The 25,522-nt window shown below is 30.9% G+C and carries 24 protein-coding genes and 1 riboswitch; of the genes, 14 read left to right on the forward strand and 10 right to left on the reverse strand.

The window, feature by feature from the left end; all coding sequences use genetic code 11:
- Window positions 1-144 precede the first annotated feature (144 nt).
- The 5 genes from P8F83_RS00530 to P8F83_RS00550 all read left to right on the forward strand — a co-directional run bounded on the left by P8F83_RS00530 (window position 145) and on the right by P8F83_RS00550 (window position 6,942).
- Window positions 145-1,755, forward strand: coding sequence for a response regulator (locus P8F83_RS00530; RefSeq protein ID WP_326513009.1), 1,611 nt, complete (start codon window positions 145-147; stop codon window positions 1,753-1,755).
- A 12-nt stretch (window positions 1,756-1,767) separates the two neighbouring features.
- The gene (locus P8F83_RS00535) at window positions 1,768-3,576 is read left to right on the forward strand and encodes a sensor histidine kinase (RefSeq protein ID WP_238903867.1); all 1,809 of its coding nucleotides are present in this window, start codon (window positions 1,768-1,770) and stop codon (window positions 3,574-3,576) included.
- Window positions 3,576-4,556, forward strand: a complete 981-nt coding sequence (locus P8F83_RS00540; RefSeq protein ID WP_326513010.1) for a substrate-binding domain-containing protein — start codon at window positions 3,576-3,578, stop codon at window positions 4,554-4,556. Before P8F83_RS00535 ends, P8F83_RS00540 begins: the two co-directional genes overlap by 1 nt.
- Window positions 4,557-4,597: 41 nt before the next feature.
- On the forward strand, window positions 4,598-5,653 hold the full coding sequence (locus tag P8F83_RS00545) for a galactose ABC transporter substrate-binding protein (RefSeq protein ID WP_326513011.1): 1,056 nt from the start codon (window positions 4,598-4,600) through the stop codon (window positions 5,651-5,653).
- Window positions 5,654-5,880: 227 nt separating this feature from the next.
- Window positions 5,881-6,942 carry a galactose ABC transporter substrate-binding protein gene (locus P8F83_RS00550; protein ID WP_326513012.1) on the forward strand — a complete coding sequence of 354 codons (1,062 nt, stop codon included), beginning with the start codon at window positions 5,881-5,883 and terminating at the stop codon, window positions 6,940-6,942.
- Window positions 6,943-6,994: 52 nt separating this feature from the next.
- On the opposite strand, the gene argF is transcribed toward P8F83_RS00550, so the two are convergent.
- The 7 genes from argF to P8F83_RS00585 are packed head-to-tail and all read right to left on the reverse strand — an operon-like array spanning window position 6,995 to window position 14,933.
- The gene (argF, locus tag P8F83_RS00555; protein WP_326513013.1) at window positions 6,995-7,921 is read right to left on the reverse strand and encodes an ornithine carbamoyltransferase; all 927 of its coding nucleotides are present in this window, start codon (window positions 7,919-7,921) and stop codon (window positions 6,995-6,997) included.
- A gap of 18 nt (window positions 7,922-7,939) precedes the next feature.
- Window positions 7,940-9,115, reverse strand: a complete 1,176-nt coding sequence (locus P8F83_RS00560; RefSeq protein WP_326513014.1) for an aspartate aminotransferase family protein — start codon at window positions 9,113-9,115, stop codon at window positions 7,940-7,942.
- A 12-nt stretch (window positions 9,116-9,127) separates the two neighbouring features.
- Window positions 9,128-9,979, reverse strand: a complete 852-nt coding sequence (argB, locus tag P8F83_RS00565) for an acetylglutamate kinase (protein ID WP_073020763.1) — start codon at window positions 9,977-9,979, stop codon at window positions 9,128-9,130.
- Between the two features lie 15 nt (window positions 9,980-9,994).
- On the reverse strand, window positions 9,995-11,218 hold the full coding sequence (gene argJ / locus P8F83_RS00570; protein WP_326513015.1) for a bifunctional glutamate N-acetyltransferase/amino-acid acetyltransferase ArgJ: 1,224 nt from the start codon (window positions 11,216-11,218) through the stop codon (window positions 9,995-9,997).
- A gap of 31 nt (window positions 11,219-11,249) precedes the next feature.
- Window positions 11,250-12,287, reverse strand: coding sequence for an N-acetyl-gamma-glutamyl-phosphate reductase (gene argC, locus P8F83_RS00575; protein ID WP_326513016.1), 1,038 nt, complete (start codon window positions 12,285-12,287; stop codon window positions 11,250-11,252).
- A gap of 31 nt (window positions 12,288-12,318) precedes the next feature.
- Window positions 12,319-13,704, reverse strand: a complete 1,386-nt coding sequence (argH, locus tag P8F83_RS00580; RefSeq protein ID WP_326513017.1) for an argininosuccinate lyase — start codon at window positions 13,702-13,704, stop codon at window positions 12,319-12,321.
- A 2-nt stretch (window positions 13,705-13,706) separates the two neighbouring features.
- Window positions 13,707-14,933, reverse strand: coding sequence for an argininosuccinate synthase (locus P8F83_RS00585; RefSeq protein WP_021803081.1), 1,227 nt, complete (start codon window positions 14,931-14,933; stop codon window positions 13,707-13,709).
- Window positions 14,934-15,187: 254 nt separating this feature from the next.
- Between P8F83_RS00585 and P8F83_RS00590 the strand changes: the two genes are divergently transcribed.
- Window positions 15,188-15,313, forward strand: a complete 126-nt coding sequence (locus P8F83_RS00590) for a hypothetical protein (protein ID WP_326513018.1) — start codon at window positions 15,188-15,190, stop codon at window positions 15,311-15,313.
- A 32-nt stretch (window positions 15,314-15,345) separates the two neighbouring features.
- Here the strand turns inward: P8F83_RS00590 and fba are convergent, their stop codons facing one another.
- The 3 genes from fba to P8F83_RS00605 all read right to left on the reverse strand — a co-directional run bounded on the left by fba (window position 15,346) and on the right by P8F83_RS00605 (window position 17,482).
- Window positions 15,346-16,278 (reverse strand): class II fructose-1,6-bisphosphate aldolase, encoded by a 933-nt coding sequence (gene fba / locus P8F83_RS00595; RefSeq protein WP_286906754.1) that lies wholly within the window; start codon window positions 16,276-16,278, stop codon window positions 15,346-15,348.
- A gap of 164 nt (window positions 16,279-16,442) precedes the next feature.
- Window positions 16,443-16,823: a DUF4363 family protein gene (locus P8F83_RS00600; protein ID WP_326513019.1), complete on the reverse strand. Its 381-nt coding sequence runs from the start codon at window positions 16,821-16,823 to the stop codon at window positions 16,443-16,445.
- The gene (locus tag P8F83_RS00605; RefSeq protein WP_238905625.1) at window positions 16,820-17,482 is read right to left on the reverse strand and encodes a DUF421 domain-containing protein; all 663 of its coding nucleotides are present in this window, start codon (window positions 17,480-17,482) and stop codon (window positions 16,820-16,822) included. Before P8F83_RS00605 ends, P8F83_RS00600 begins: the two co-directional genes overlap by 4 nt.
- 117 nt (window positions 17,483-17,599) lie before the next feature.
- Between P8F83_RS00605 and P8F83_RS00610 the strand changes: the two genes are divergently transcribed.
- The 8 genes from P8F83_RS00610 (at window position 17,600) to recQ (ending at window position 25,521) form a co-directional block, all read left to right on the forward strand.
- Window positions 17,600-19,258: a nucleoside kinase gene (locus P8F83_RS00610; protein ID WP_420022603.1), complete on the forward strand. Its 1,659-nt coding sequence runs from the start codon at window positions 17,600-17,602 to the stop codon at window positions 19,256-19,258.
- 29 nt (window positions 19,259-19,287) lie between these two features.
- Window positions 19,288-19,968, forward strand: a complete 681-nt coding sequence (gene sdaAB, locus P8F83_RS00615) for an L-serine ammonia-lyase, iron-sulfur-dependent subunit beta (RefSeq protein ID WP_238905621.1) — start codon at window positions 19,288-19,290, stop codon at window positions 19,966-19,968.
- A gap of 3 nt (window positions 19,969-19,971) precedes the next feature.
- Complete coding sequence (sdaAA, locus tag P8F83_RS00620) at window positions 19,972-20,847, forward strand: L-serine ammonia-lyase, iron-sulfur-dependent, subunit alpha (RefSeq protein ID WP_326513020.1); 876 nt, start codon at window positions 19,972-19,974, stop codon at window positions 20,845-20,847.
- Window positions 20,848-20,874: 27 nt separating this feature from the next.
- A complete protein-coding gene (locus tag P8F83_RS00625; RefSeq protein ID WP_326513021.1) occupies window positions 20,875-21,567 on the forward strand; it encodes a hypothetical protein in 693 nt (230 codons plus the stop codon).
- Window positions 21,568-21,631: 64 nt separating this feature from the next.
- A riboswitch (TPP riboswitch) is annotated at window positions 21,632-21,741 on the forward strand.
- Window positions 21,742-21,845: 104 nt separating this feature from the next.
- Window positions 21,846-22,358, forward strand: a complete 513-nt coding sequence (gene thiW / locus P8F83_RS00630) for an energy coupling factor transporter S component ThiW (protein WP_021803073.1) — start codon at window positions 21,846-21,848, stop codon at window positions 22,356-22,358.
- Window positions 22,359-22,363: 5 nt separating this feature from the next.
- On the forward strand, window positions 22,364-23,173 hold the full coding sequence (gene thiD, locus P8F83_RS00635; RefSeq protein WP_326513022.1) for a bifunctional hydroxymethylpyrimidine kinase/phosphomethylpyrimidine kinase: 810 nt from the start codon (window positions 22,364-22,366) through the stop codon (window positions 23,171-23,173).
- A 90-nt stretch (window positions 23,174-23,263) separates the two neighbouring features.
- The gene (locus P8F83_RS00640) at window positions 23,264-23,509 is read left to right on the forward strand and encodes a DUF3243 domain-containing protein (RefSeq protein WP_326513023.1); all 246 of its coding nucleotides are present in this window, start codon (window positions 23,264-23,266) and stop codon (window positions 23,507-23,509) included.
- 239 nt (window positions 23,510-23,748) lie between these two features.
- The gene (gene recQ / locus P8F83_RS00645; protein ID WP_326514808.1) at window positions 23,749-25,521 is read left to right on the forward strand and encodes a DNA helicase RecQ; all 1,773 of its coding nucleotides are present in this window, start codon (window positions 23,749-23,751) and stop codon (window positions 25,519-25,521) included.
- Window position 25,522 lies beyond the last annotated feature (1 nt).

The raw sequence follows: 25,522 nt of genomic DNA on the forward strand, positions 1-25,522 counted from the left end.
TTCAATTAAAAATTGAAGTTAGCCTTTTTGTCGTTTTAAATAATATGGACATGCATTGCATAAAAGGAATTTTTTAGATATAATAGTAATCGATAATTAAATTATTATATTTAACTGCAACTTAATAAAAGAAGGAGTAATATAATGAGCTTATATAGAATTATTATAGTAGATGATGAAGAAGAGATAAGACTTGGAATTATCAAAAAAATAGACTGGGAAGCTTACGGATTTGAAGTGGTTGGAGATGCTGAGAATGGGCAGGATGCACTTGAAAAGGTTGAAAAATACAGACCGGATGTTTTAATGACAGATATAAAAATGCCTTTTATGGATGGATTAGAATTAGGAAAAAGAGTTTCAGAAATGATGCCTTCTACTAAGATTATAATTTTTTCAGGCTGTGACGATTTTGAATATGCTCACAAGGCTATTCAAATTAATGTAGTTGAATATGTTTTGAAACCGATTAATTCTGTAGAATTAATCGAGGTCTTAAAAAGATTAAAAGAAAAGCTTGATTATGAATATAATGAAAAAAGAAATTTAGAAAAACTACAAGAATATTATATTGAAAGTTTGCCAGTAATAAGAGAGCAGTTTCTGGTAGGAGCTATTGAGGGAAGGATAAACAGTGAAAAGTGGAATGAACAGATTGATAAATTAAACATAGATCTAAAAAAAGAATATTTATCTGTAGCACTTATTCGTTCTGAAGGAAGCTTGAAATTAAAGGATATAAACAATAATATTAATGAAGATTCAGTGCTTACTAATATATCAATAAAAAAGACTGTAGATGAAAATATGCACAAATATTGTAGCTTCACAAGTTTTATTTATTCTGATATTGTGGTAGTAATAGGAGGATTATCTTCTAAAGATGAGATAGGTCATTTTATAAATGGTATAAATGAAGTATGCAAGGTTTATGAGCGTATCACAAATTTAAAAATATCAGCTGGAATTGGATATGTTTATAATGATCCATGCGAGATAAAATTTTCATATAGAACTGCCTTAAATGCATTAGAGTATAAGTTGATACTTGGATTAGGAAAGGCTATATATATTGATGATGTAGAACCAGATAATTCTATTGAGCTTCAATTTCACGATCAAGAAGAAAACTTAATGTTAAATGCAATAAAGATTTCAACAAAAGATGAAATAAAAGATGTTATTAATGGTTTATTTGATAAAGTTCAGCATTTACTTTTACCATTTAATAAGTATAGAATTTATATTATGGAGATAATGACTGCTTTACTGAAGCTTATACAAACTTATGAACTAGATATGGATTATATATTTGGTGAAAAATTTAATTGCTACGAACACTTAGACTCCTTTGGGTCAATAGATGAGGTAAAGGAATGGTTTATAAACAAGTCTATTACGGTAAACGTTTTGATTAAAAAAGAACGTGTAAATTCATCTATAGTACTTGTTGAGCAAGCAAAACAATATGTATTAGAAAACTACACAGATCCAGATTTATCTGTAGAACAAGTTTGTTCTAAACTTCATGTAAGTTCTACTTACTTTTCTACAATATTTAAACGTGAAACACAAAACAATTTTGTAAATTTTTTAACTACAGTACGTTTAGAACAAGCTGTAAAACTCTTAAATACAACAGATTATAAGACTTATGTTATAGCTGAAAAAGTAGGATATCCAGAGGCTAATTATTTTAGTTATGTATTTAAAAAGAAGTTTGGTGTATCACCTTCAAAATATAGAAAGAATTGAGTTTGATCTGTAATGATAAATTTTATAAAGAAAAAAGTTGAAAAAGTATTAGATAAAAGTAAAAATACAAGCATACAGCATATAATATCTATTTCCTTTACTGTAATATCAGTTGTAGGGATGATTATGGTTGTTGGGGCAGTTTATTTAAGATTTATAAACTCAGCAGAAAATATGGTATCTGAAAATAATAAAGCCATACTAGAACAAGTTAATTTAAACTTAGATAGTTACTTAAGAAATATGATGAAGGTATCGGATGCTAGTTATTATAGTGTTATTAAGAAAAAGGATTTAGCAGTAGACAGTATAAGTAAGGATATGGATCTATTATATGAATCAAATAAAGATTCTCTTATAAGTATAAGTGTGTTTACGGAGTATGGCGAGCTTATAGGAGCATCTCCAGTAGGGAAATTAAAAGACTCTGCTAATCCTACAAGAAGTGAATGGTTTTTAAAAGCTATAAGTAGAAAAGAAAACCTTCATTTTTCAACTTCACATGTTCAGAATTTATTTATAGATCCAGATTATAAATATCGTTGGGTTATTTCTTTAAGTAGAGCTGTAGAGCTTACTAACAATGGGAAAATAACTCCAGGTGTACTGCTTGTAGATATGAATTTTAGTGAAATAGAGCAAATATGTAAAAATGTTAACCTAGGAAAATCGGGTTACGTTTATTTAGTAGATGGAGAGGGAGAGATAATATATCATCCAAGACAACAATTGATATATTCAAACTTAATAAATGAGAATAATAGAATGGGATCTACATATGAAGACGGAACTAATATAGAAACCTTTAATGGGGAGAAAAGATTAGTTACAGTAAAAACAGTAGGATATACTGGGTGGAAAATCATAGGGGTCACTCCAATGGTTGATATAACCTCTGACTATAGACAAATAAGTTTATTTGCAATATTTATTATGTTTTTTGCGATATTTATTCTAGTGTTTCTCAATATGTTTGTTTCTTCTCGTATAGCAAATCCTATAAAAGCACTTGAAAAATCAGTAAAAAAGCTTGAGAATGGAGACAAAGATGTAGATATAGCAATAAGTGGATCTTACGAAATTCAGCATCTAGGGAAAGCTATAAAATCCATGGTAAATCAGTTACATGTACTTATGGACAATATAGTAAGAGAACAGGAGTCAAAAAGAAAAAGCGAGTTAAATGCCCTTCAAGCTCAGATTAATCCACATTTTTTATATAATACATTAGATTCTATTGTTTGGATGATAGAAAATGAAAATTATGATGGAGCTATTACAATGGTAACAGCTTTAGCAAGACTTTTTAGAATAAGCTTAAGTAAAGGTAAAAATATAATATCAGTAAAAGATGAAATTGAACATGCACGTAATTATTTAACAATACAAAACATAAGATATAAAAACAAATTCACATATAATATTGATATAGATGAAGAAACATTAAATTTATCAACTATTAAATTAATAATTCAACCTTTAATCGAAAATGCCATTTATCATGGTATGGAATTTATGGGTGGAGATGGAGAGATATTAATAAAAGCGTACTTGAAAGACGAAGATTTATATATTGATGTTATAGATAATGGACTTGGGATGGAGCAAGAAGTTGCAGATACTCTTCTTACAAGAAAAAATAATGGAAAGAAAAAGAGTTCAGGTATTGGATTAAAAAATGTTCATCAAAGAATACAGATATATTATGGTGTAGAATACGGACTTAAGATTTATAGTGAGCCTGATGAAGGGACAACAATTAGAATACATGTTCCTGCTATTGATTTCAGTGAAGCACAGAAGAGGGAGGAAGGTAAATAGTGAAAAGTAAAAAAACAGTTGCATTTATAATTTTATTTTTACTATTAATTATATCCTTTTCAGTACTTTTAGATGATACATTATCAAATCAAAAAAACAGAAAAATACATAATATTTCTTTGATAACAAGTGGAAAAAATAATGAAAGCTTAATGATAATGAAGCAGGGTGTAGAGCAAGCAGCATCAGAACTGAATATAGATGTAAGTTTCATAAATCTTTCGCAAGATAATAATATAGATGAGCAAAAAGAGTTAATTGATAGAGAAATAAAAAATGGAGCAGATGCTATAATATTATCTCCAGTAGATTATGAAAAGATGGCTAATACAGTAGAAGAAGCTATGAAAAAAGTACCTATTATTCTTATCGAGTCTAATGTTGATTTAGAGAAACCTCCGCCAATAATTTGGAATGATAATTATGAGCTTGGGGAACTTTTAGGAGAACAAATGATTGAGATGGGAGATATGGGGAAAAAGGTTGCAATTATAAAAAATAATTTAGAGTGCAAAAGCATAGCGGACAGGTACGAAGGATTTATGAGTGTTATGAATAAAATTAATAACACCTATCTGTTCTGGGAAATTCCAAATGAGAGTCAAGCAAATTACTATACTGAGATAAAGAATCTATTAGAGAACAATGATGTAGATGTAGTAGTAACTCTCAGTACAGGTATGTTAGAGTATGTTGCCGAAGTAAAAAAGGACTCTAATATAATAGATAATGAAAAAAGTTCAATAAAAGTCTATGGTACAGGAAGTACGAGTAAAATAATTTCAGCTTTAGAGGAAAAAAACATTAATGCAACAGCTACGCAGAATGAATTTAATATAGGATATCTTGGGGTAAAGGCTGCTGTAGATAAGTTAGAGGGTAAGAAGATAAGTAATAGCACTATATCTTCAACCATTGTTAATACAGATAATATGTATTCAAAGGAGAATCAAAGATTGCTATTTCCGCTTATTAGGTAAAAATAATGTCTTAAATATATGAGAATTTTGAGGTGTTTATAATGAAAATACTTAAAAAAATATCCTTATGCCTATTAACCGTTACAATTGGTACTTCATTATCAGCATGTAATTATAATAATAATGGAACTAATAAAGATAGTATTAAAAATATAAAAATAGGAGTTACATTATATAGGCAGGATGATGCTTTTATTTCTGCAATTACAAAAGAAATTGAAGATGTAGCTAAGGAAAAAGAGGGCGATAGCAATTATAAGATAACAATTAATGTTGTAGATGCTAAAGGAAGCTTGACGAATCAAAATAGTCAGGTAGAACGGTTTGTTTCTCAAAATTACGATGTTATATGTGTAAATATAGTAGATAGAACTGCTGCCTCTATGATGATTGACAAAGCTAAGTCTGCAAATATACCTATGATTTTCTTTAATCGTGAACCTGTGGAAGAAGACATGGAAAGATGGGATAAGCTATATTATGTAGGCGCAAAGGCAGAACAGTCTGGAGAAATACAAGGTAAAATAATTTTAGACGCCTATAAGAGTAACAAAAGTTTGGTGGACAAAAATGGAGATGGAAAAATTCAATATGTAGTACTTGAAGGGGAACCAGGGCATCAGGATACATTAATAAGAACAGAGCACTGTATAAAACCCTTGATAGAAAATGGTGTTGAATTAGAAAAATTATCTGATGAAATTGGTAACTGGCAATATGCCCAAGCAACTACAAAAATGAATCAATGGATTAAGGAATTTGGAGATAAGATAGAAGTTGTATTTAGCAATAATGATGAAATGGCTTTAGGTGCTTTAGAAGCATTAAATAATGACAATACAATAAAAAGACATCCCCTTGTTGTTGGAATTGATGGAATTCCTGAGTCATTAACCCAAGTTAAAAATGGGGCAATGATAGGAACTGCTATAAACGATTATAAATATCAAGCTAAGGTAATATTTAATATGGCTTATTTATTATCAACAAATGGAGATATAAATTCAGTAGAGGGATTAGAAAAAGGTAAATATGTAATGGCTGATTATTCAGAAGTTACAAAGGATAATGTAGATATATACATGAAAAGCAAATAAATTTAAATTAGAAATGTTATTAGCTTACTACTATAAATTAGTAGAGTAAGTTTATAGCATTTTTATTTTTGTTTAGATTTAATTTCTAATATTTAACTAAGAAATTCGATAAAAGTGTGAAGAATTTTGTATGGAGAGTAGAGAGAAAAGTCTATATAATAAGAAATGTAAACGAATAACAAACCAAAATCATATAAAATAATAAGATTTGATTACGGAGGGGTATTATGAAAAGGTTTAAAGGATTATTAACAATCGTTATGTCAGCTGTTGTAATTGCTGGTGCAATGGCAGGATGTAGTTCAAAAGGAAATGATTCTAGTTCAGGCGGAAAGAAAGATTCTAAAGTTTTAATCGGTTCTGCAATCTACAAATTTGATGATACTTTCATGACAGGGGTTCGTGGTGCTATGGAAGGTCAAGCTAAAGATAAAGGAACAGATATAGAATTAGTGGATTCACAAAATAAACAACCTACTCAAAATGAACAAGTAGATACATTTATTACTAAAGGGGTAACTGCTTTAGCAATAAATCCAGTTGATAGAACAGCTGCTGGTCCAATAATAGAAAAAGCAAAAGCTAAAAAGCTTCCTATAGTATTCTTAAATCGTGAACCAGAAAAAACAGATATGAATAGCTACGATAAAGTATGGTATGTTGGAGCTAAAGCAGAACAATCAGGAACTCAATCAGGAGAAATTCTAGTTGATTACTTTAAAGCTCATCCAGAAGCAGATAAAAATAAGGATGGAGTAATTCAATATGTAATGCTTCAAGGAGAACCAGGACATCAAGATGCTACTCTTCGTACAGAATACTCAATAAAAGCTATAGAAGCTGGCGGATTCAAAACTCAAAAACTTGCTGCTGATACAGCTATGTGGGACAAAGCTAAAGCAACTGACCTTATGAAAGCATTTATAACTGGTCAAGGTCTTGATAAGATAGAAGCAGTTTTAGCAAATAATGACGATATGGCTCTAGGTGCAATAGAAGCTTTAAAAGCTGAAGGATATAACAAAGGTGATGCTTCTAAATACATTCCAGTAGTTGGAGTTGATGCTACAGCACCTGCATTACAAGCTATGAAAGAAGGATCTCTTCTAGGAACAGTTCTTAATGATGCAGAAAACCAAGGTAAAGCTACAGTTAATATAGCTATAGCAGCTGCAGAAGGTAAAGAAATTAACGAAGCAAACATTGGCTACCCTGTAACTGATGGAAAATATGTATGGATTAACTATGTAAAAGTTACTCAAAACAACTATAAAGATTATATAAAATAATTTAAATTAATATAGAAAAGATGCTACCTAAAATAGCATCTTTTTTATATACTTATTTATTACCTAATAATTTAACTAATACAGCTTTTTGAGCATGAAGTCTATTTTCAGCTTCATCAAAGATTTCTTCTGAGTGTTTTTCAAAGGTTTCAGTAGATATCTCCTCATCTCTATGAGCTGGAAGACAATGAAGAACTAAAGATTTTGGATTAGTGTAAGACATTAAATCTTCATTAATTTGATAACCTTTAAAAGCTTCAACTCTTTCTTTAGCTTCAGCTTCTTGGCCCATACTAGCCCAAACATCAGTAATTACAATATCAGCAGATGTAACTGCTTCAACTGGAGAATCTGTAAGAATAAACTTAGCGTTAGTCTTTTCAGCTAATTCTTTTCCAAGCTCCAAGTAATAATTATCTGGAGTATATCCAGACGGAGATGCTATAGACACATCCATACCTAGAGTTAATGCACCTACTATTAAGGATTGAGCCATATTATTACCATCACCTATAAAAGCAAGCTTTAATCCATCAAAGCTCTTTTTATACTCCCTTATGGTCATTAAATCGGCTAAAACTTGACATGGATGTTCATCATCAGTAAGTCCGTTTATTATAGGAATATCAGAATATTTAGCTAAATCATCCACTTCTTTTTGTTCAAAGGTACGAATCATTATACCATCTAGATACCTAGATAAAACACGTGAGGTATCACAAACAGGTTCACCTCTTCCTATTTGTAAATCCTTTGAGCTTAGGAATAAAGCATTTCCTCCAAGTTGATACATACCAACTTCAAAGCTTACCCTAGTTCTTGTAGAAGCCTTTTGAAATATCATACCTAGGGTTTTCCCCTTTAAATGGTGATGTTCTATCCCGTGTTTATGTTCATATTTTAGTTGATCTGCTATATTTAATATATCTAAAATCTCTTCTTTTGAGAGATTTTCCATCTTTAATAAATCCTTTTTCATAATAACCCCCCTCATAAATTAAATGTTATTTATTATATCTACTAATATCTCTAATCCAATCTTTAAGTCTTCCTTAGAAATTACTAATGGTGGTAGAAGTCTAACAACGTTAGGCCCAGCAGTAAGAACTAAAAGACCTTTTTTCAAAGCTTCTTTTTGAACTTTAGCTGCTTCTCCATTTATCTCTATTCCAATCATTAGCCCTTTTCCTCTAACTTCAACTATATTAGAAGTAGAAGAGTTTTCTAAAAATTCTTTAATAAAGTTACCTTTATCAAGAACTTCATCCATAAATCCTTCACTAGATACTGCATTTAAAACTTCAATTGCTCCAGCAGTAGCTACAGGGTTTCCTCCAAAGGTTGAACCATGGTCGCTAAATGAGAAGGTGTCTTTTAGTTTTTCATTACAAAGAATACCACCTATAGGAAGGCCAGCACCTAAACCTTTTGCAATAGTTACAATATCAGGATTAACATCAAAATGATTGAAACCAAATAATTTACCAGTTCTAGCTATACCACATTGAATCTCATCGAATATAACTAAAATATCCTTTTCTTTAGCTATTTCAAATATTTTATCTATAAATTCTGGGTTTAAAGGTCTTATACCACCTTCACCTTGAATAGCTTCTATCATAATTGCGCAGACACTATTATCAACAGATTCTTCTAAAGCGGATAAATCATTAGCATCTACATATTTGAAACCTTCAGTAAATGGATAGAAATATTTATGGAACTTTTCTTGGCCAGTAGCTTTTAGGGTAGTAATAGTGCGTCCATGAAAGCTATTGTTTAAGGTGATTATAGTACTTCTTCCTTCACCATATTTATCGTAGCTATATTTTCTAGCAAGTTTTATAGCACCTTCATTAGCTTCAGCTCCAGAATTAGAGAAAAATACCTTGCTCATTCCAGATAGAGAAGTTATTTTTTTAGCTAATTTTAAAGTTGGTTCTGACATAAATATATTAGATACATGAGTTATCTTATTTAGTTGAGCAGTAACTGCATTTACCCAAGCCTCGTCTCCATAACCAAGAGAAGAAACACCTATACCAGATGTAAGATCTAGATATTCTTTTTCATCAGTATCAAAAAGTTTTACTCCCTTTCCATGAGAAAAAACTACAGGAAGGAAAGGGTAGGTGTTCATAAGATATTCTTTTGCCCCAATTAAATCATTCATTTCAACATCCTCCTAATAAATCATTGTTCCTATGCCATCTTTTGAGAATAACTCAAGTATAAGTGCATGTGGAACTCTTCCATCAATTATTTGAGCCTTTTTAACTCCCATTCTAACTGACTCTACACAACAGTTAACCTTAGGAATCATTCCTCCCTTTATAACATTATCCATATAAAGACGAGGGATTTCATGTAATCTTAATTCTGAAATCAAAGTTGATGGTTCTTTAGGATCAAGCATAACTCCAGGTACATCTGTAAGAAGAATTAAATTTTCAGCCTTTAAAGCAGAGGCTATTTTAGATGCACAAGTATCTGCATTAATATTATAAACTTTATTTTCCTCACCTGTAGCTATACTACCTATTACTGGAATATATCCGTTAGCTATAGAGTTTTTAATGATTTCAGTATTAATTTTTGTAATTTCACCTACATTACCAAGATCTACTTCTGAAGAGATTTTTTTAGCTTGAATCATGGAGCCATCCATACCAGATAGACCAATAGCTTTTCCACCAGAAGCTTCAATCAACTTTACTAAGTCTTTGTTTACTTTTCCTCCTAAAACCATTTGAACTATATCCATGGTTTCATCATCTGTGTATCTTAATCCATCTATAAAAACACTTTCTTTGTTTATTTTCTTTAGATAAGAGGAGATATGAGGACCGCCACCATGCACTACCACAACATTAATTCCTACATAGTTCATAAGAACTAAATCAGCTATAACTCCTTCACGAAGTTCATCACTAATCATGGCATTACCGCCATATTTAACAACAACAGTCTTTCCTTTATACTGCTGGATGTAAGGTAATGCTTGCACTAAAATATTGGCTCTTTCATTGTAATTCAACTCTAGGTTCCTCCTTTAGGATCTGTAATCTCCATTGATTTTTACATAGTCATAAGTTAAATCGCATCCCCAACAAGAAACAGAGTGGGAACCAGATTTCATATCAACTAATATTTTAATTTCTCTTTCTAATAGTATTTCTTTTGCTAGTTCCTCTGAGAAGTTTACAGGAAAAGCATTTTCACATACCTTTATAGTTCCTTTAGCACTTTCAAAGAAGATATCTATGTTTGATAAATCAACTGGAGCATCAGCATATCCAAGAGCACATAAAACCCTTCCCCAGTTAGCATCACTGCCGAATATAGCTGCTTTAACTAAGCTTGAAGATATAACTGATTTAGATAATTTTTCTCCAATTTCTTCACTAGAAACATTAGAAACAGTACATTCAATTAACTTTGTAGCACCTTCACCATCTTTAGCAATCAATTTAGCTAAAGTTATGTTTAAAGTTTTTAAAGCCTCTACAAATACTAGATAATCTTCATTTTCACTATCTATAAGAGTATTTTCAGCAAGACCGTTAGCTAATATAATAACCATATCATTTGTAGAAGAATCTCCATCTACAGATATTCTGTTGTAACTTATATTAACAGTATCTTTTAAAGCTTTGTCTAATAGAGCAGAGCTTATATTAGCATCTGTAGTTATAAAAGATAACATGGTTGCCATATTAGGATGAATCATCCCAGAGCCCTTTGCCATTGCACCTAAGGTAACTTCTTTACCTGATAACTCAAACTTAATTGAGAGTGACTTTGAGAAGGTATCAGTAGTCATTATAGCCTCAGCAGAAGATAGAGAACCTTCTGGGCTTAGTTCATCTATTAGAGAAGTCATAGAGTCTTCTATAGGCTTAACATTAAGCTGAACACCTATAACACCTGTAGAAGCAACTAATACATCTTCGGTTTGATAGTTTAAAGAGTTAGCCACAAGAGAACACATAGTTTCAGCAGCTATAAGACCTTTTTCCCCAGTACAGGTATTAGCGTTTCCGCTATTAATTATTACTGCTTGAGCCTTATTATCTATCAAATGATCTTTAGTAACTAAAAGTGGAGCACCTTTAACCTTATTTTTTGTGTAAACTCCAGCTGCATTACAGATTTTTTCTGAAACTAATAATGCAAGATCTTTTTTGTTTTTATCTTTTTTTATTCCAGCATGTATGCCAGAAGAAAGAAATCCTTTAGGAGAGGTTACCCCTCCTTCTATAATGTTTATATTCAATTAAATAACCCCCTTAGTCATATGCAGATGTCTAAAATGCTGGTGCTATAGTATTTAATCCTTCTTTTTCATCAAAACCTAAGAGGATATTCATATTCTGGATTCCTTGTCCAGCGGCACCTTTAATCATATTATCAATACAAGATATTAATATTAATTTATTGCTGTCTTCATCATAATGAAGAGATATTTGGCAGTAGTTAGATAATCTAACATTATTAATTTTAGATACTTCACCGAGTGGAAGTACATTCACAAAAGGTTCCGTGCTATAAAATTCACTAAATTCCTTGTGGATATCTACAAGATCTATTTTCTCCTTTGGAGTAGTATATATCGTAGATAATATACCTCTATTAATAGGTAGTAGGTGAGGTGTAAAAATTAACTTTACCTTTTTATCTAAAGAAGCAGAATTTAAAACTTCTTCAATTTCAGGTGTATGTCTATGATTAGCTATTTTATAAGCACTTAAGCTTTCATTACAGTCTGTAAAATGAGAGCTTTGACTAAGAGCTCTTCCCGCTCCAGACACACCAGATTTAGAATCAGCTATAATTCCATTTTCTTCGATTAGTCCTTTTGAGATAAGAGGAAGTAGTGCAAGCTCTATAGAAGTTGCATAACACCCTGGATTTGCAACAAGCTTTGTTTCTTTAATCTTAGCCCTATTAAGCTCAGGAAGTCCGTATACTTCGCTGCCATGTAATTCAGATAAATCAAAGCTTTTGCCATACCATTTCTTATATACACTTTCATCAGAAAGTCTAAAATCTGCCCCCATATCTATGCAGATTTTGTTTTTATCTAATACTTTTTTTGCTATATGTTCACTTAAGCCATGAGGAAGAGCAGCAAAAATAACATCACTTTTTTCTATTACCGCATCTTCATCTGTACATATAAGTGAAGTTATATTATAAAAGCTTGGGTATATGCTAGATATATCTTGCCCACTAAAGCTTACAGAGGATATTCCTGAGATTGTAACTTTCTTATGATTCATAAGAAGTCTTATTAGCTCAGCGCCTACATATCCTGTTCCCCCAATTATTCCGACCTTTACCAAAATAAATACCCCCTTTTTCGCCTTTGAAAAACTATACTATTTTATTACTATCTATGAAATTCTTTAAAGCTTCTAATTGAATCTTAACTGATTTAGAACTTGGTCCTCCAATAACCTTACGTTCTTCAACACAGGTTTCAAGAGAGATAGCATTATAGATGTCTTCTTCAAAGTAAGATGAAAATTCTTTTAAAGCTTCTAAAGAAAGCTCTTCTATATTTATTCCTTTATTAATGCAGTGAAGTACGATGGCCCCAACAACCTCATGTGCATTTCTAAAAGCAACACCTTTTTTAACTAAGTAATCAGCTACATCAGTAGCATTTGTGAATCCACCTAAGGCACCTTTTCTCATATTATCTTTTTTGATTCTCATGGTTTTTAACATTCCATTGAAAGTCTTTATAGATAAAAATACTGTGTCTAGTGCATCAAATAAAGCTTCCTTATCTTCTTGCATATCCTTATTATAAGCAAGAGGAATTCCCTTCATTAGAGTAAGAAGAGTGATTAAATCCCCATAAACCCTTCCAGTTTTACCCCTAACTAACTCAGCAACATCAGGATTTTTCTTTTGAGGCATTATAGAGCTTCCAGTAGAGTAGGCATCATCCAATTCAATGAAGCTAAACTCGTGAGTACACCATAATATAACTTCTTCAGAAAATCTTGAAAGATGCATCATTATCATAGAAAGAGCAGATAAAGTCTCTATAACATAGTCTCTATCAGAAACAGCATCTAAACTGTTTAAACTAATAGAGGCGAAGTCGAGTTCTTTTGCAACCATTTCTCTATCTATAGGATAAGTGGAAGTAGCAAGTGCACCACTTCCTAAAGGCATTTCATCCATTCTTTTTAAAGTATCTTTTATTCTACCTAAATCTCTTTTAAACATTTCACCATAAGCTAGTAAATGATGAGCAAAAGTTATAGGTTGAGCCTTTTGCATATGAGTATAGCCAGGCATTATAGTATCTATATTTTCTTCTGCTTTTATTAAAAGAGTTTCTTCAAATGATAGGATTACATTAATTAAGTTCTTTAGTTCCTTTTTTAAATATAATCTTGTATCTAAAGTAACCTGATCATTTCTGCTTCTTCCAGTATGAAGCTTCTTACCTTCATCCCCAATATAATAAGTAAGAGTTGCCTCTATAAAGGAGTGTATATCCTCAGAAGAAGGATCAATTTCAATAACACCATTTTCAATTCTTTTACTTATTTCAGTAAGACCTGAGATGATTTTTTCACCATCTTGTTTTGGGATGATGTCTTGTGCTATAAGCATTTTTACATGAGCTAAGCTTCCATCTATATCTTCCTTAAACATTCTTCCGTCTGTTCTAATAGAAGAGTTAAAGTCATTTACTAAGTTATCAACTGCCTTCTGGAATCTTCCACCCCAAAGTTTCATAATTATTTCACTCCATTCACTTTTGCGTCCATTTTTGCTTTAACTGTTACTGGTAATCCAAATAGATTTATGAATCCTGCTGAATCATTTTGATCATATACTGAATCTTCACCAAAAGTTGCATATTCTTCTGAATATAATGTATATGGAGAAGTAGAACCAGCAGAAACTATATTTCCTTTATATAACTTAAGCTTAACATCTCCAGTTACTGTTTCTTGAGTTTTATCAACAAATGAAGAAAGAGCTTCTCTAAGTGGAGTAAACCATTGACCGTTATAAACTAAGTCAGCAAATTTTAAAGCTATTTGTTCTTTATAATGTAATGTTTCTCTATCTAAACATAAATATTCTAATTCTTTGTGAGCATAGTAAAGAATTGATCCACCTGGAGTTTCATATACTCCTCTTGATTTCATTCCTACTAAACGATTTTCAACCATATCTATAATTCCAACGCCATTTTCTCCACCAACTTTGTTTAGAGCTTTTATTATAGATACGCCATCCATTTTTTCACCATTTACAGCTACAGGAATTCCTTTTTCAAAGCTAACAGTAACGTAAGTTGGTACATCAGGAGCTTTTTCAGGAGAAACTCCCATTTCTAATATTTCATCATATTTTGGTTCATTAGCTGGATCCTCAAGATCTAAACCTTCATGACTTAAATGCCATAAGTTTTTGTCTTTAGAATAGTTTGTTTCGTAAGTTATTTTTATAGGAACATTTTTTTCAATTGCATAAGCTATTTCTTCTTCTCTTGATTTAAGATCCCATATTCTCCAAGGAGCAACAACAGGAAGCTCTGGAGCAAAAGCTTTTATAGTAAGTTCAAAACGTACTTGGTCATTACCTTTACCAGTACATCCGTGAGCTATAGCATCTACTCCTTCAGCTTTAGCTATTTCAACCATTCTTTTTGCAATTACAGGTCTTGCAAAAGAAGTTCCAAGAAGATATTTTCCTTCATAAGTTGCACCAGCTTTTAAAGTTGGGAATATATAATCCTCAACAAATTCTTTTTGTAAGTTTTCTATATATATTTTAGAAGCACCAGTTTTGATTGCTTTTTCTTCTAAACCTTCAAGTTCATCATCACCTTGTCCTACATCTCCAACAACAGCTATTACTTCTTCACATCCATAAGTTTCCTTAAGCCATGGAATGATTATAGATGTATCCAATCCACCAGAATATGCTAATAAAACTTTATTGTACTTTTTCATTTTACAACCCCCGTAATTTCCATATTTAAGATATTTAATATTATAAGACTTGATGAATAAATATGCAATATTTATTTATAAAAATTAATTATTTTTATATTTATGCACAGAAGTATAGGTTTACAGATAATAATATACATTTAAATTCATAATTTTATTGATAAATAAACATAAGAAAAGTAGTATAAACTTGCATAAATAGAGGGAGATTTATTTAGAAAGAATTTATTAATATTTTTTATGAAAGATGAATAATGAGTAGGAAGAAAAGCAGACTACCCTATGTCAAAATGTCGTTATATTGTTGTGTCGTACTTAGAAGAAATTTAATGAAGACCTTAGAAGAAGAGCCTGTTGAAGAAAGCAAGAAAGCAAAATAAAAAAGATGGCCTAAGCCATCTTTCTTTAGAAATTATTTCATAGAATCAATTGATCCTAAAACTTCATCTATTTTAGATTCTACTGTGCTTTGTACAGCATTTCTTCCAGCTCCAAGATATGCTCTTGGATCAAATTCTTTTGGTTTATCTCCAAAAGTTTTTCTTACAGCAGCTGTGAAAGCTAATCTTAAATCTGTATCCATGTTTATTTTACATACAGCCATTCCAGAAGCTTTTCTTAACATATCAACTGGAATTCCTTTAGCTCCAGCTATGTCTCCACCATATTGGTTACAAGTTTCAACTGCTTTTGGATCAACAGCTGAAGCTCCGTGAAGAACTATTGGGAAACCTGGTAATTTAGCTTGGATTTCTTCTAATATATCAAATCTTAATTGTGGTTTGAAATCTAATGGGAATTTGAATGCTCCGTGAGATGTTCCTATAGCGATTGCTAATGAATCAACTCCAGTTCTGTTAACAAAGTCAACTGCTTGTTCTGGATCAGTGTAGATATGTTCTGCAGCAACTACATCATCTTCTACTCCTGCTAAAACTCCTAGTTCAGCTTCAACAACAACTCCTTTAGAGTGAGCGTATTCAACAACTTCTTTAGTTAGTCTAACATTTTCTTCATAGTCATAGTGAGAACCATCAAACATTACTGATGTAAATCCAGCATCTATAACTTCTTTAACAGCATCTAAACTTGGACCGTGGTCTAAGTGTAATGCAACATCTATACCAGTTTCTTCTATAGCAGCATCAACCATTGCTTTAAGGTATGCAGCTCCAGCATATTTTATAGCTCCTGTAGAACATTGAAGTATAACAGCAGAATTTTTAGCTTTAGCTCCTCTTAAAACTCCTTGAATGATTTCTAGGTTGTTGATATTGAAAGCACCTATTGCGTATCCGCCTTCGTAAGCTTTTTTGAACATTTCTTTTGTAGTAACTAATGCCATGATTTTACCACCTTTCATTTATTTACTGGAGAAATATTAATATCTCTCCAAGATATCATTTTTGTTAGTGGACTTGTTACGTCCCACTGGGACTAATCCCTTTATATTAATTATACTAAATGTACAAGCTATTTTCTATATGTAAATCAAAAAAAATGATATTTTTAGAAAATATTTTTAAGTCGTATCTCTTGAAGCTTTAACATTGTCTCAGCAGAAAACTTTATAAGGTGTATGGATGCAAGTGAATCTTCCTCATCTGTAGTCTCTATATATTGAGTTAATTTAATTGCTTCAGAGCTTATATTATCAAATTCTGTATGATTTATATATAAGGATAAAGGCGTAGAGCTTTGAGTTACAGAGTCTATAAGCTCAATGGCTTTAGTGTATCCACCTTCCCAATCTTCGTTATTAATTAATTCCTCTAAATTTTCACTAATATTTATTATTTCGATGCAGGCCTTATTTAATTTAATGTGTGAGTAAAACATAAAACTTATCAATGCTAAAAATAGTGCCAAGGATGTTAATATATTTTTCATGTATTCTCACCATCCAATTTTTCAAATTCTCCTTTTGCTTGGTATTGAAGTTTACCAGAGCTATCCATTATTATTATAAATACTTCGTCCATACTTAGATTTTTTGATGAAACTTTGTCTTGTAGCCATTTAACGTCTTTATGTAATTTTTTTAGAGAGTCTTTATTTACCTTTCCATTGTATAACAAAACTAAAGGTAAATGACGGTTTTCATTATTTTCTTTAGACATTATAGATAACTGACCATTGCTTTCTAATATGGCATATTTAATTGAAGAGATATCAAAATTTCCTGTTAATCTTAATTCTTCAAGAAGGTCTTCTATATGAATTCTTTGACTTTTTAATGCTTTTTCATTAATTTTACCATCTCTTATAAGAACAGAAGGATCCCCATCTATTAGTTTTCTCATGAATTTACTTCTTATTTGAAGTTCAGTAAAAAAGACTTCTAAAATAAGTAAGGTTATTATAGGAATTATTCCTAAAATTAAAGGTAATCTTACATCTTGCATCGGTACAGTAGCCAAATCAGAAATTACTATAGTTATTACAAGTTCGTAAGGCTGTAATTCTCCTATCTGCCTTTTTCCCATTAATCGAATAACTAAAACTACTAAAATATACAATATACAAGTTCTAATTAAAACTATAAACATAAAAAACACCTCCCAAATAATTTATCCAAATAAAGATAATTATATGTAGTAGTTATCAAGTTTAAGGTTTGTTATATAATAGTAATGAATAGTTAATTGTTTGGAGGGTTATGTGACATGAGTAAAATTCAATTAAATTTATGTAGTGGTCTTAAGGTAGAAGTTGATAGAGGAATAGAATTCACTGAAATTATAAATAAATATTATAAAGAGAGTAACTTACCTATAATGCTAGGGAGATTAAATAAAAAGTATATAGAGTTAAGTAGGAAAGTTGAGGAGTCTGGAGATTTTGAGGTTATTTATAACAATAATCCTATTGGAACAATGGCTTATGGAAGAACTGTAACTTTTTTATTTATAAAAGCAGCTTTAGATATTTTCCCAGAATCGAAAATAACTATGGAGCATTCAATTAGTAAGGGGATATTTGGGGAAATCCACAAAGAGGAAGTTTTAACGGAAGAGGATGTTAATAAGATTAAAATTAGAATGCAGGAACTAATTGATAGAAAAATTCCTATAAGTAAAAATAAATTTTTAAAGGAAGATGCTATAGAAATTTTTAAGGATTATGGAATGATTGACAAGGTAAAATTGCTTAATCATATGAATCTAGAAACAGTTAAGTTATATGAGCTAGATGGAAGATATGATTATTTCTATGGTCATATGGCAGTTAATACTAAAGAAATAAAGGTATTTGATGTTATTTATTATGATAAAGGTTTTATTCTAAGGTATCCAGATGATAAGAAACCATTAGAGATACAAGAGTTTAAGGAACATAAAAAGTTATCAAATATATTTTATGAAAATGAAACATGGCTTGATATTTTAGGTGTTGGAGAAGTAGGCTCTTTAAATGATAAGATTGAATCTAGTGAGATTATAGATATTATACAGGTTTCAGAGGCGCTTCATGAGAAGAAGATAGCTAATATAGCAGATATGATTTCAGAAAGAAAAGATGTAAAAGTTATTTTGATAGCAGGCCCAAGTTCTTCAGGAAAAACCACTTTTTCAAAGAGATTAGGAGTTCAATTAAGGGTAAATGGATTTATACCTACTCCAATATCTTTGGATGATTATTTTGTAGATAGAGAGAAAAACCCTATAGGGGAAGATGGAAAACCTGATTTTGAGTCCATAAATTCTTTAGATTTAGATTTATTTAATAAGCATTTAGAGTTACTATTAAAAGGTAAAAAAGTTGAGATACCTAGTTTTAACTTTGTTAAGGGGAAAAGAGAATGGCATGGGCATGAACTTGTATTACCTCAAAATGGTTTGTTAATAATAGAAGGTATACATGGATTAAATGATCAATTAACAGCTTCTATTTCAGATGTGAATAAATTTAAAATTTATATAAGTGCATTGACACAACTGAACCTAGATAATCATAATAGAATTGCAACCACAGATGTTAGAAAAATTAGAAGAATAGTTAGAGATTATCTAACTAGAGGGTATGGTGGAGAGGATACTCTTTTAATGTGGAACTCTATAAAAAGAGGAGAAGAAAAGAATATATTTGTATTCCAAGAAGATGCAGATGTTATGTTTAATTCAACCCTTGTATATGAGCTTTGTGTGCTTAGAAAGTATGCACTTTTTGAACTAGATAAGATAAAGGAAGAAAGTGATGTTTATTACGAGGCTCAAAGATTAAAGTCCTTTTTAGGATTCTTTAAAGATATAGATACAGAAATGGTTCCAGGTAATTCTATATTAAGAGAGTTTATAGGTGGAAGTTGTTTTTATAAATATTAGTTTAACAAAAAGATAAAAAGGTGGTAATTATGAAAAAGTATGGAGTGTTTGATATAATTGGGCCTATTATGATAGGGCCCTCTTCCTCCCATACGGCAGGAGCTGCTAGAATTGGGAGAATTGCAAGAGTTATAGCTGGGGAGGAATTAAAAGCTGTTAAGTTTATCCTTCATGGATCTTTTGGGAAAACTTATAAAGGTCATGGAACAGATAGAGCTCTTACTGCAGGTATACTAGGAATGAATCCTGGGGATATACGTCTAAGGGATGCTTTGGGTATAGCAGAGGATTTAGGTATAAAGATAGAGTTTGAAGAAGGGGATTTAGGAGATGTACACCCTAATACTGTAAAATGTATAATGAATGGAGTAAGTGGTAGTAACTATTCTATAACAGGCTGCTCAATAGGTGGGGGAAGTATAGTTATAAAAGCTATAAATGATCAAGAAGTTGATTTTACAGGAAGTTATCCTACCTTAATTGTAAATCATAAGGATGTACCAGGAGCAGTATCGAAGGTAACATCACTTTTGTATGAAGATACAATAAATATTGCTTTTATGAAGGTTTTTAGAAGCCAAAAGGGTAAGGAAGCAACTATGATATTTGAAGTTGATAATGAAATTTCAGATAAGGTTTTAAATGGAATAAAAAATATAGACTACATATCAAAAGTTATAAGGATAAATCCTATTAAGGAAGGAGAATAAAAATTGTTAGCAAAAACAGGTGAGGAGATTCTAAGTATATGCGCTGATAAGGGCATTTCACTAAGTGAATATGCTATTCTTTATGAAATGGAAACCTCAGAATTAACTAGAGAAGAAGTAATTAAAATGATGGAGAAAAGTTATGATGTCATGCTGGAAGCTTGCAGACAAGGAATGGAAGAAGAAGTTTTCTCTGTAAGTGGGTTAATTGGTGGAGATGGATATAAAATAAATAAATACTTAAATAGTGGAAAATCCCTTACAGGAAATGTTATTATAAAAGCAATGGCAAGAGCTATGTCCTGTGCAGAAGTAAATGCTTCTATGGGAAAAATAGTGGCATGTCCTACGGCTGGATCTTGTGGTATATTGCCAGCGGTTATTATTACAGCCGTAGAGCAGTTAGAGCTTGATTATGAAGGTGCTATAAAAGGATTGTTTGCAGCTTCTGCGTTAGGAATTATAATAGCTCAAAATGCAACTTTAGCAGGTGCAGAGGGTGGATGTCAGGCAGAGTGTGGTTCAGCCTCTGCTATGGGGGCTGCTGCTGTAGTAGAAATGATGGGGGGAACTCCAGAAATGAGCCTTAATGCTGCGGCTATAGTTTTTAAAAATATCATGGGACTAGTATGTGATCCAGTTGCTGGATTAGTAGAGGTTCCATGCGCAAAAAGAAATGTAGCGGGAGCTGTTAGTGCTCTATCAACAGCTGATTTAGTTATGGCAGGAGTAAACAGTAAGATTCCATTTGATGATGTTTTAAGTGCTATGTATGATGTTGGAAAAAATATGCCTAGTGAACTTAAGGAAACTGCTATGGGTGGAATAGCTATTACAAAAACAGGAAAAAAATTAAATGAACAAGTTTTCGGGAAATAAGCTTAAAGGTTTTAAGGAGATATGAAAATGAATTTTGTTGAAGAAGTTAAAAAATTTGATTTAATTAGAAATACTAAGGTTTATGAATTAGCTAAGCTTGAGGTTTTACTTAAGTTAGAGAAGGTTTATATATGGACTAAAGATGGGCATATAGCTGTTTTATCTTCAAATGCAGGAGAAAAATCTATATACATTTATACTGACAGAGAATTGATAACTTCAGATTATAGTAATTATGAAGAGTTTTCCTTATCTAAGTTTATAATTGTGCTTAAAAATAGAGACAATAATTTTAATAGTTGTTTTATTAATAAAGATACAGAAAGTTCTTCTATTTTATCAGAGAATATTCAATATCTTATAAATAGATATGAAGAGATATATACAAATACAAGTTTTAGAAATACTAATTCCTTAGAGCTTAAGGAAAGAACTTATATAGTTGCTAGAGAAGCTACTGATGAAAATAATATAGATGTTTTAATAAGAAACTCAGGTAATGATAAATACATATACATATATACTGAGGCTGATTTAGCTAAAAACAAGGTGCATATGGAACAATTAAGTGCGTCAAAACTTGTGGGACTAAATAAAGAAAAACTAGGGAAATTAATAACTAATCTTAATAGTAACGGTATTAATAAGGTTATAGTTAATTTTGGAACAAACAATGGTATGGTTGTTGGTATTGAAGAGATAATTAGTTCATTAGCTTAAAACAAGGTTACAGCAATTGCACTATAAATAATTAAATGGTATATTAGATATAGATTAAATTTTAATATTTAGCTAGGGGGGCTGGTGTTGCCAGCTGAGATAGAAAACAAGATTTTCTGACTCTTATAACCTGATCTGGGTAAATCCAGCGTAGGGAAGCATTAGTTTTGTACTAAAATTAGTGTAGCTCTTGCTACACTTTTATTTTTTCTTTTTTATTTATGTACAAAAATATGGCGGATATAAGTCTCCTTGGCTAATTTTTAGGGGGATTAACGATGGAAAAAAGAATTAATGTATCAAGCACTTCAAAAATAGCAATAAGTGGAGTATTAATAGCAATAGGTACAACAACAAGTACTTTATTAACGATTCCTGTACTAGGCGCTAAAATGGCTCCGGTTCAGCATTTTATAAATGTGGTTTCAGCAGTATTATTAGGTCCTTATTATGCAGTATTAAATGCTTTTTCAATATCCTTGCTTAGAAATGCCCTAGGAACAGGTACCTTATTAGCATTTCCAGGAAGTATGGTTGGAGCATTTCTAGCAGCATTAATGTATAAGTACTTTAAGAATATATATGCGTCAGCTTTAGGAGAAGTAGTAGGTACTGGTTTATTAGGTGCATTACTAGCTTACCCAATATATGCCTATATTTTAGGTAAACAAGCTGCATTGACCTTTTTTATAGTGCCTTTTTCGATTAGTTGCGTAGGAGGAGCTATAATAGCATTAATATTTTTAAATATACCTGCCATAAAAAATTTATTAATTAAAGGAAGGGAGTAAATATTATGTTTAAAGCCTTAACTATTGCAGGTTCTGATTCTTGTGGAGGAGCAGGTATTCAAGCTGATATAAAATCATTTTCGGCAAATGGCGTTTATGGAATGAGTGTAATTACGGCTATAACAGCTCAAAGCACTCAAGGAGTTTTTGGAATTCAAGATATAAGCCCAGAAATAATATCAAAGCAAATAGAGGTGCTTTTTGACGATATCTATATTGATGCTATAAAAATAGGAATGGTTTCAAAGATAGAATCTATAAAAGCTATAGCAGAGTCTTTTAGAAAAGTAGATAAACTACCAGTAATAGTATTGGATCCAGTTATGATTTCAAAAACTGGTTTTAAACTATTATCAGAGGATGCTAAGGATACTTTAATTAAAGAGCTGTTTCCTTTCGCTACATTAATAACACCTAACTTACCAGAGGCTGAAGAGATTTTAGGAGTTGAGATTAAGGATATGGATAGCATGAAGGAAGCTGCTACTAAATTATATGAATTAGGTCCCAAATATGTTTTGGTAAAAGGTGGTCACTTAGAAAGTGAAGCTGATGATTTATTATTTGATGGAAAGAACTTTACTGTATTTAAAGGTAGAAGAGTAAATACTATACATACACATGGAACAGGATGTACTTTATCTTCTGCTATTGCAGCAAATTTAGCTAAGGGTATGAATGTAGTTGAAGCTGTTGAAGAAGGAAAAAGATATATAACGGTTGCTATAGAAAATGGATTTGAGCTTGGAAAAGGTGTAGGACCAACTCATCATTTTTACGAATTATATGAAAAAAGTGGATTAAATAAAAAATAATTAATAAATGTACCTATAAATTTAGTATTATAGGTACATTTATTTTTTCTTAAATACTAATAATAAGTTATTATAGGAGGTGAATAGTATATGGAAACTTTAAAAAATTGGAGCAAGTGGAAAGATACTCTTGGCAAAGCTGTTGATTTAGGAGAAACTGTAGGAATGTCAGATGGAACAATAACTAATATTGCTGAAAAGGTTGGAACCTTTTTAGCAAATAATGTTGATCCAAAAACAGAGGAAGAAAGACTTCTTAAAGAGTTATGGGATTCTGCAGATTCAAATGACAAAGAAGTTTTAGCAAAACTTATAGTAAGAATTGCTGATAAATAATTTTTATATTTTAAAGAGCGTTACATATAAATTGTAATTGCTCTTTTTTTGTTGATAAGTTTAATAGGATTTTAATTAAAAATCTTAAAAGTCGATTTTTTTATTAAAATAAGGCAAAAATGATTTAATGAAGCACTGGGTGACGTGCTAAAGGATTAATGTTAAAATAAATCTAATGAAGTCTCTGAGAGACTTCTAAAGTATAGAGGTTAAGAATGAGTTTAGTGTTGGGTGAAGGTATGTTTGAGAAAAATAGGATAGAAGAAGTTTTAAATAAGGTTTATGGATATAATAGCTTTAGAACTGGGCAGTGGGAACTAATAAATAACATATTAAATGGAAGAGATACTTTTGGAATACTTCCAACGGGAGCTGGAAAGTCTATATGCTATCAGATTCCTGCGCTTATTTTTGAAGGTATAACCATAGTAATTTCTCCGCTAATATCTCTTATGAAAAATCAGGTGGACTCTTTAAGAGCCCTTGGAGTGGACAGCATTTATATAAACTCTTCTATGAGTATAGATGAAATTAGAAAAGTTGAGATAGATGTAACAAAAGGTAAATATAAAATAATATATATAGCTCCAGAAAGATTGTCTTCTAACTATACTATTAAATTATTTAATAGCCTAAAGATTTCTCAAGTTGTGATAGATGAAGCACACTGTGTATCACAATGGGGACATGATTTTCGAAAAAGTTACAAAGACATATCACCTTTTATTAAAAGTTTAAGTTCAGATCCTGTAATATCAGCTTTTACAGCAACTGCAACAAGAGAAGTTAGGGAAGATTCTGTTAATCTTTTAGAATTAAGGAATCCATATATTTATATAGGCAGTTTTAATAGAGAAAACTTAATTATAAATATATATAAAGAAATAGATAAATTAGAGTTTATAAAAGATTGTTTAAGAGATATAGATGAAAGTTCAATTATATATTGTTTAACTAAAAAAGAAGTTGATAGATTATACATATATTTAAAAGATTTAGGTTTCTCTGTTTGTAAATATCATGGTGGTATGAGTGATAGTGAAAGAAATAGGAATCAAGATGAGTTCCTGATGGACAATTATAATACTATGATAGCAACTAACGCATTTGGTATGGGGATAGATAAATCTAATATAAGGAATATAATACATTTTTCAATTCCTAAAAATATAGAAAGCTATTATCAAGAAATAGGACGAGGTGGAAGAGACGGTGAAAGATGCAATTGTAACTTACTATATTCTAGAGAGGATATTTATTCAGTAGAATATTTGATTAATACAACCAGCCTTATTAATAGGAGAGAGATTGAACTTAGAAAACTTAATGAGTTATTGTCTTTATGTGAATATGATGGATGCTACAAGTCTTTTATATTAAATTATTTTGGGGAAAAAGATATAAAAAGTTATTGTAATAGCTGTTCAAATTGTTTTAATAATGAGGAGCTAATAGACTTTACCCTTGAGGCTCAAAAGATACTTTCATGTGTATACAGAACTAAAGAAAGTTATGGTATATCTGTACTTGTAGATATTTTAAGAGGGGTTAGGGGACCTAAAATAGTCCAAAATCAGCTGATTAATATATCTACTTTTGGAATAATGAAGGAATATTCTAGTGGATATATAAAAGATATAATAAATAAACTACTTGAAGAGAAATATGTTTTATTAAAAGAAGGGACTTATTCAATTCTAAAGCTTAATGAGCAATCAGTAAAGATATTAAAGGGCGTTCAGAAAGTAATGCTTAAAATAGAAAAAAGAGAGCTTACTGTATGTCAGGATGAAGAATTGTTTAAAGTACTTAGACTATATAGAAAAGATAAGGCTAAGTTAGAAAATGTAAAGCCATACATATTATTTAGTGATAAAACATTAATTGAAATAGCTAATAGAAAACCAAAAAGTTTTGAACAACTACTAGAAATTCAAGGTATTGGGGAGCGGAAAATAAAAAACTATGGTAGAGATATTTTAAATATCGTTAATAGAAGAGAAGTTCATTAAT

It is taken from the genome of Clostridium intestinale (assembly GCF_035905475.1).
Classification (GTDB): domain Bacteria; phylum Bacillota; class Clostridia; order Clostridiales; family Clostridiaceae; genus Clostridium_T; species Clostridium_T intestinale.

What these genes read in the sequence shown, in the direction of transcription:
- recQ (WP_326514808.1), top strand. Translation starts at nt 23,749, where the DNA reads ATGTTTGAGAAAAATAGGATAGAAGAAGTTTTAAATAAGGTTTATGGA.
- P8F83_RS00560 (WP_326513014.1), bottom strand. Translation starts at nt 9,115, where the DNA reads ATGAATGATTTAATTGGGGCAAAAGAATATCTTATGAACACCTACCCT.
- argF (WP_326513013.1), bottom strand. Translation starts at nt 7,921, where the DNA reads ATGAAAAAGGATTTATTAAAGATGGAAAATCTCTCAAAAGAAGAGATT.
- P8F83_RS00545 (WP_326513011.1), top strand. Translation starts at nt 4,598, where the DNA reads ATGAAAATACTTAAAAAAATATCCTTATGCCTATTAACCGTTACAATT.
- fba (WP_286906754.1), bottom strand. Translation starts at nt 16,278, where the DNA reads ATGGCATTAGTTACTACAAAAGAAATGTTCAAAAAAGCTTACGAAGGC.
- sdaAB (WP_238905621.1), top strand. Translation starts at nt 19,288, where the DNA reads ATGAAAAAGTATGGAGTGTTTGATATAATTGGGCCTATTATGATAGGG.
- argH (WP_326513017.1), bottom strand. Translation starts at nt 13,704, where the DNA reads ATGAAACTTTGGGGTGGAAGATTCCAGAAGGCAGTTGATAACTTAGTA.
- P8F83_RS00605 (WP_238905625.1), bottom strand. Translation starts at nt 17,482, where the DNA reads ATGTTTATAGTTTTAATTAGAACTTGTATATTGTATATTTTAGTAGTT.
- P8F83_RS00535 (WP_238903867.1), top strand. Translation starts at nt 1,768, where the DNA reads ATGATAAATTTTATAAAGAAAAAAGTTGAAAAAGTATTAGATAAAAGT.
- P8F83_RS00610 (WP_420022603.1), top strand. Translation starts at nt 17,600, where the DNA reads ATGAGTAAAATTCAATTAAATTTATGTAGTGGTCTTAAGGTAGAAGTT.
- P8F83_RS00590 (WP_326513018.1), top strand. Translation starts at nt 15,188, where the DNA reads ATGAGTAGGAAGAAAAGCAGACTACCCTATGTCAAAATGTCGTTATAT.
- P8F83_RS00550 (WP_326513012.1), top strand. Translation starts at nt 5,881, where the DNA reads ATGAAAAGGTTTAAAGGATTATTAACAATCGTTATGTCAGCTGTTGTA.
- P8F83_RS00600 (WP_326513019.1), bottom strand. Translation starts at nt 16,823, where the DNA reads ATGAAAAATATATTAACATCCTTGGCACTATTTTTAGCATTGATAAGT.
- P8F83_RS00625 (WP_326513021.1), top strand. Translation starts at nt 20,875, where the DNA reads ATGAATTTTGTTGAAGAAGTTAAAAAATTTGATTTAATTAGAAATACT.
- P8F83_RS00530 (WP_326513009.1), top strand. Translation starts at nt 145, where the DNA reads ATGAGCTTATATAGAATTATTATAGTAGATGATGAAGAAGAGATAAGA.
- thiW (WP_021803073.1), top strand. Translation starts at nt 21,846, where the DNA reads ATGGAAAAAAGAATTAATGTATCAAGCACTTCAAAAATAGCAATAAGT.
- thiD (WP_326513022.1), top strand. Translation starts at nt 22,364, where the DNA reads ATGTTTAAAGCCTTAACTATTGCAGGTTCTGATTCTTGTGGAGGAGCA.
- P8F83_RS00585 (WP_021803081.1), bottom strand. Translation starts at nt 14,933, where the DNA reads ATGAAAAAGTACAATAAAGTTTTATTAGCATATTCTGGTGGATTGGAT.
- P8F83_RS00640 (WP_326513023.1), top strand. Translation starts at nt 23,264, where the DNA reads ATGGAAACTTTAAAAAATTGGAGCAAGTGGAAAGATACTCTTGGCAAA.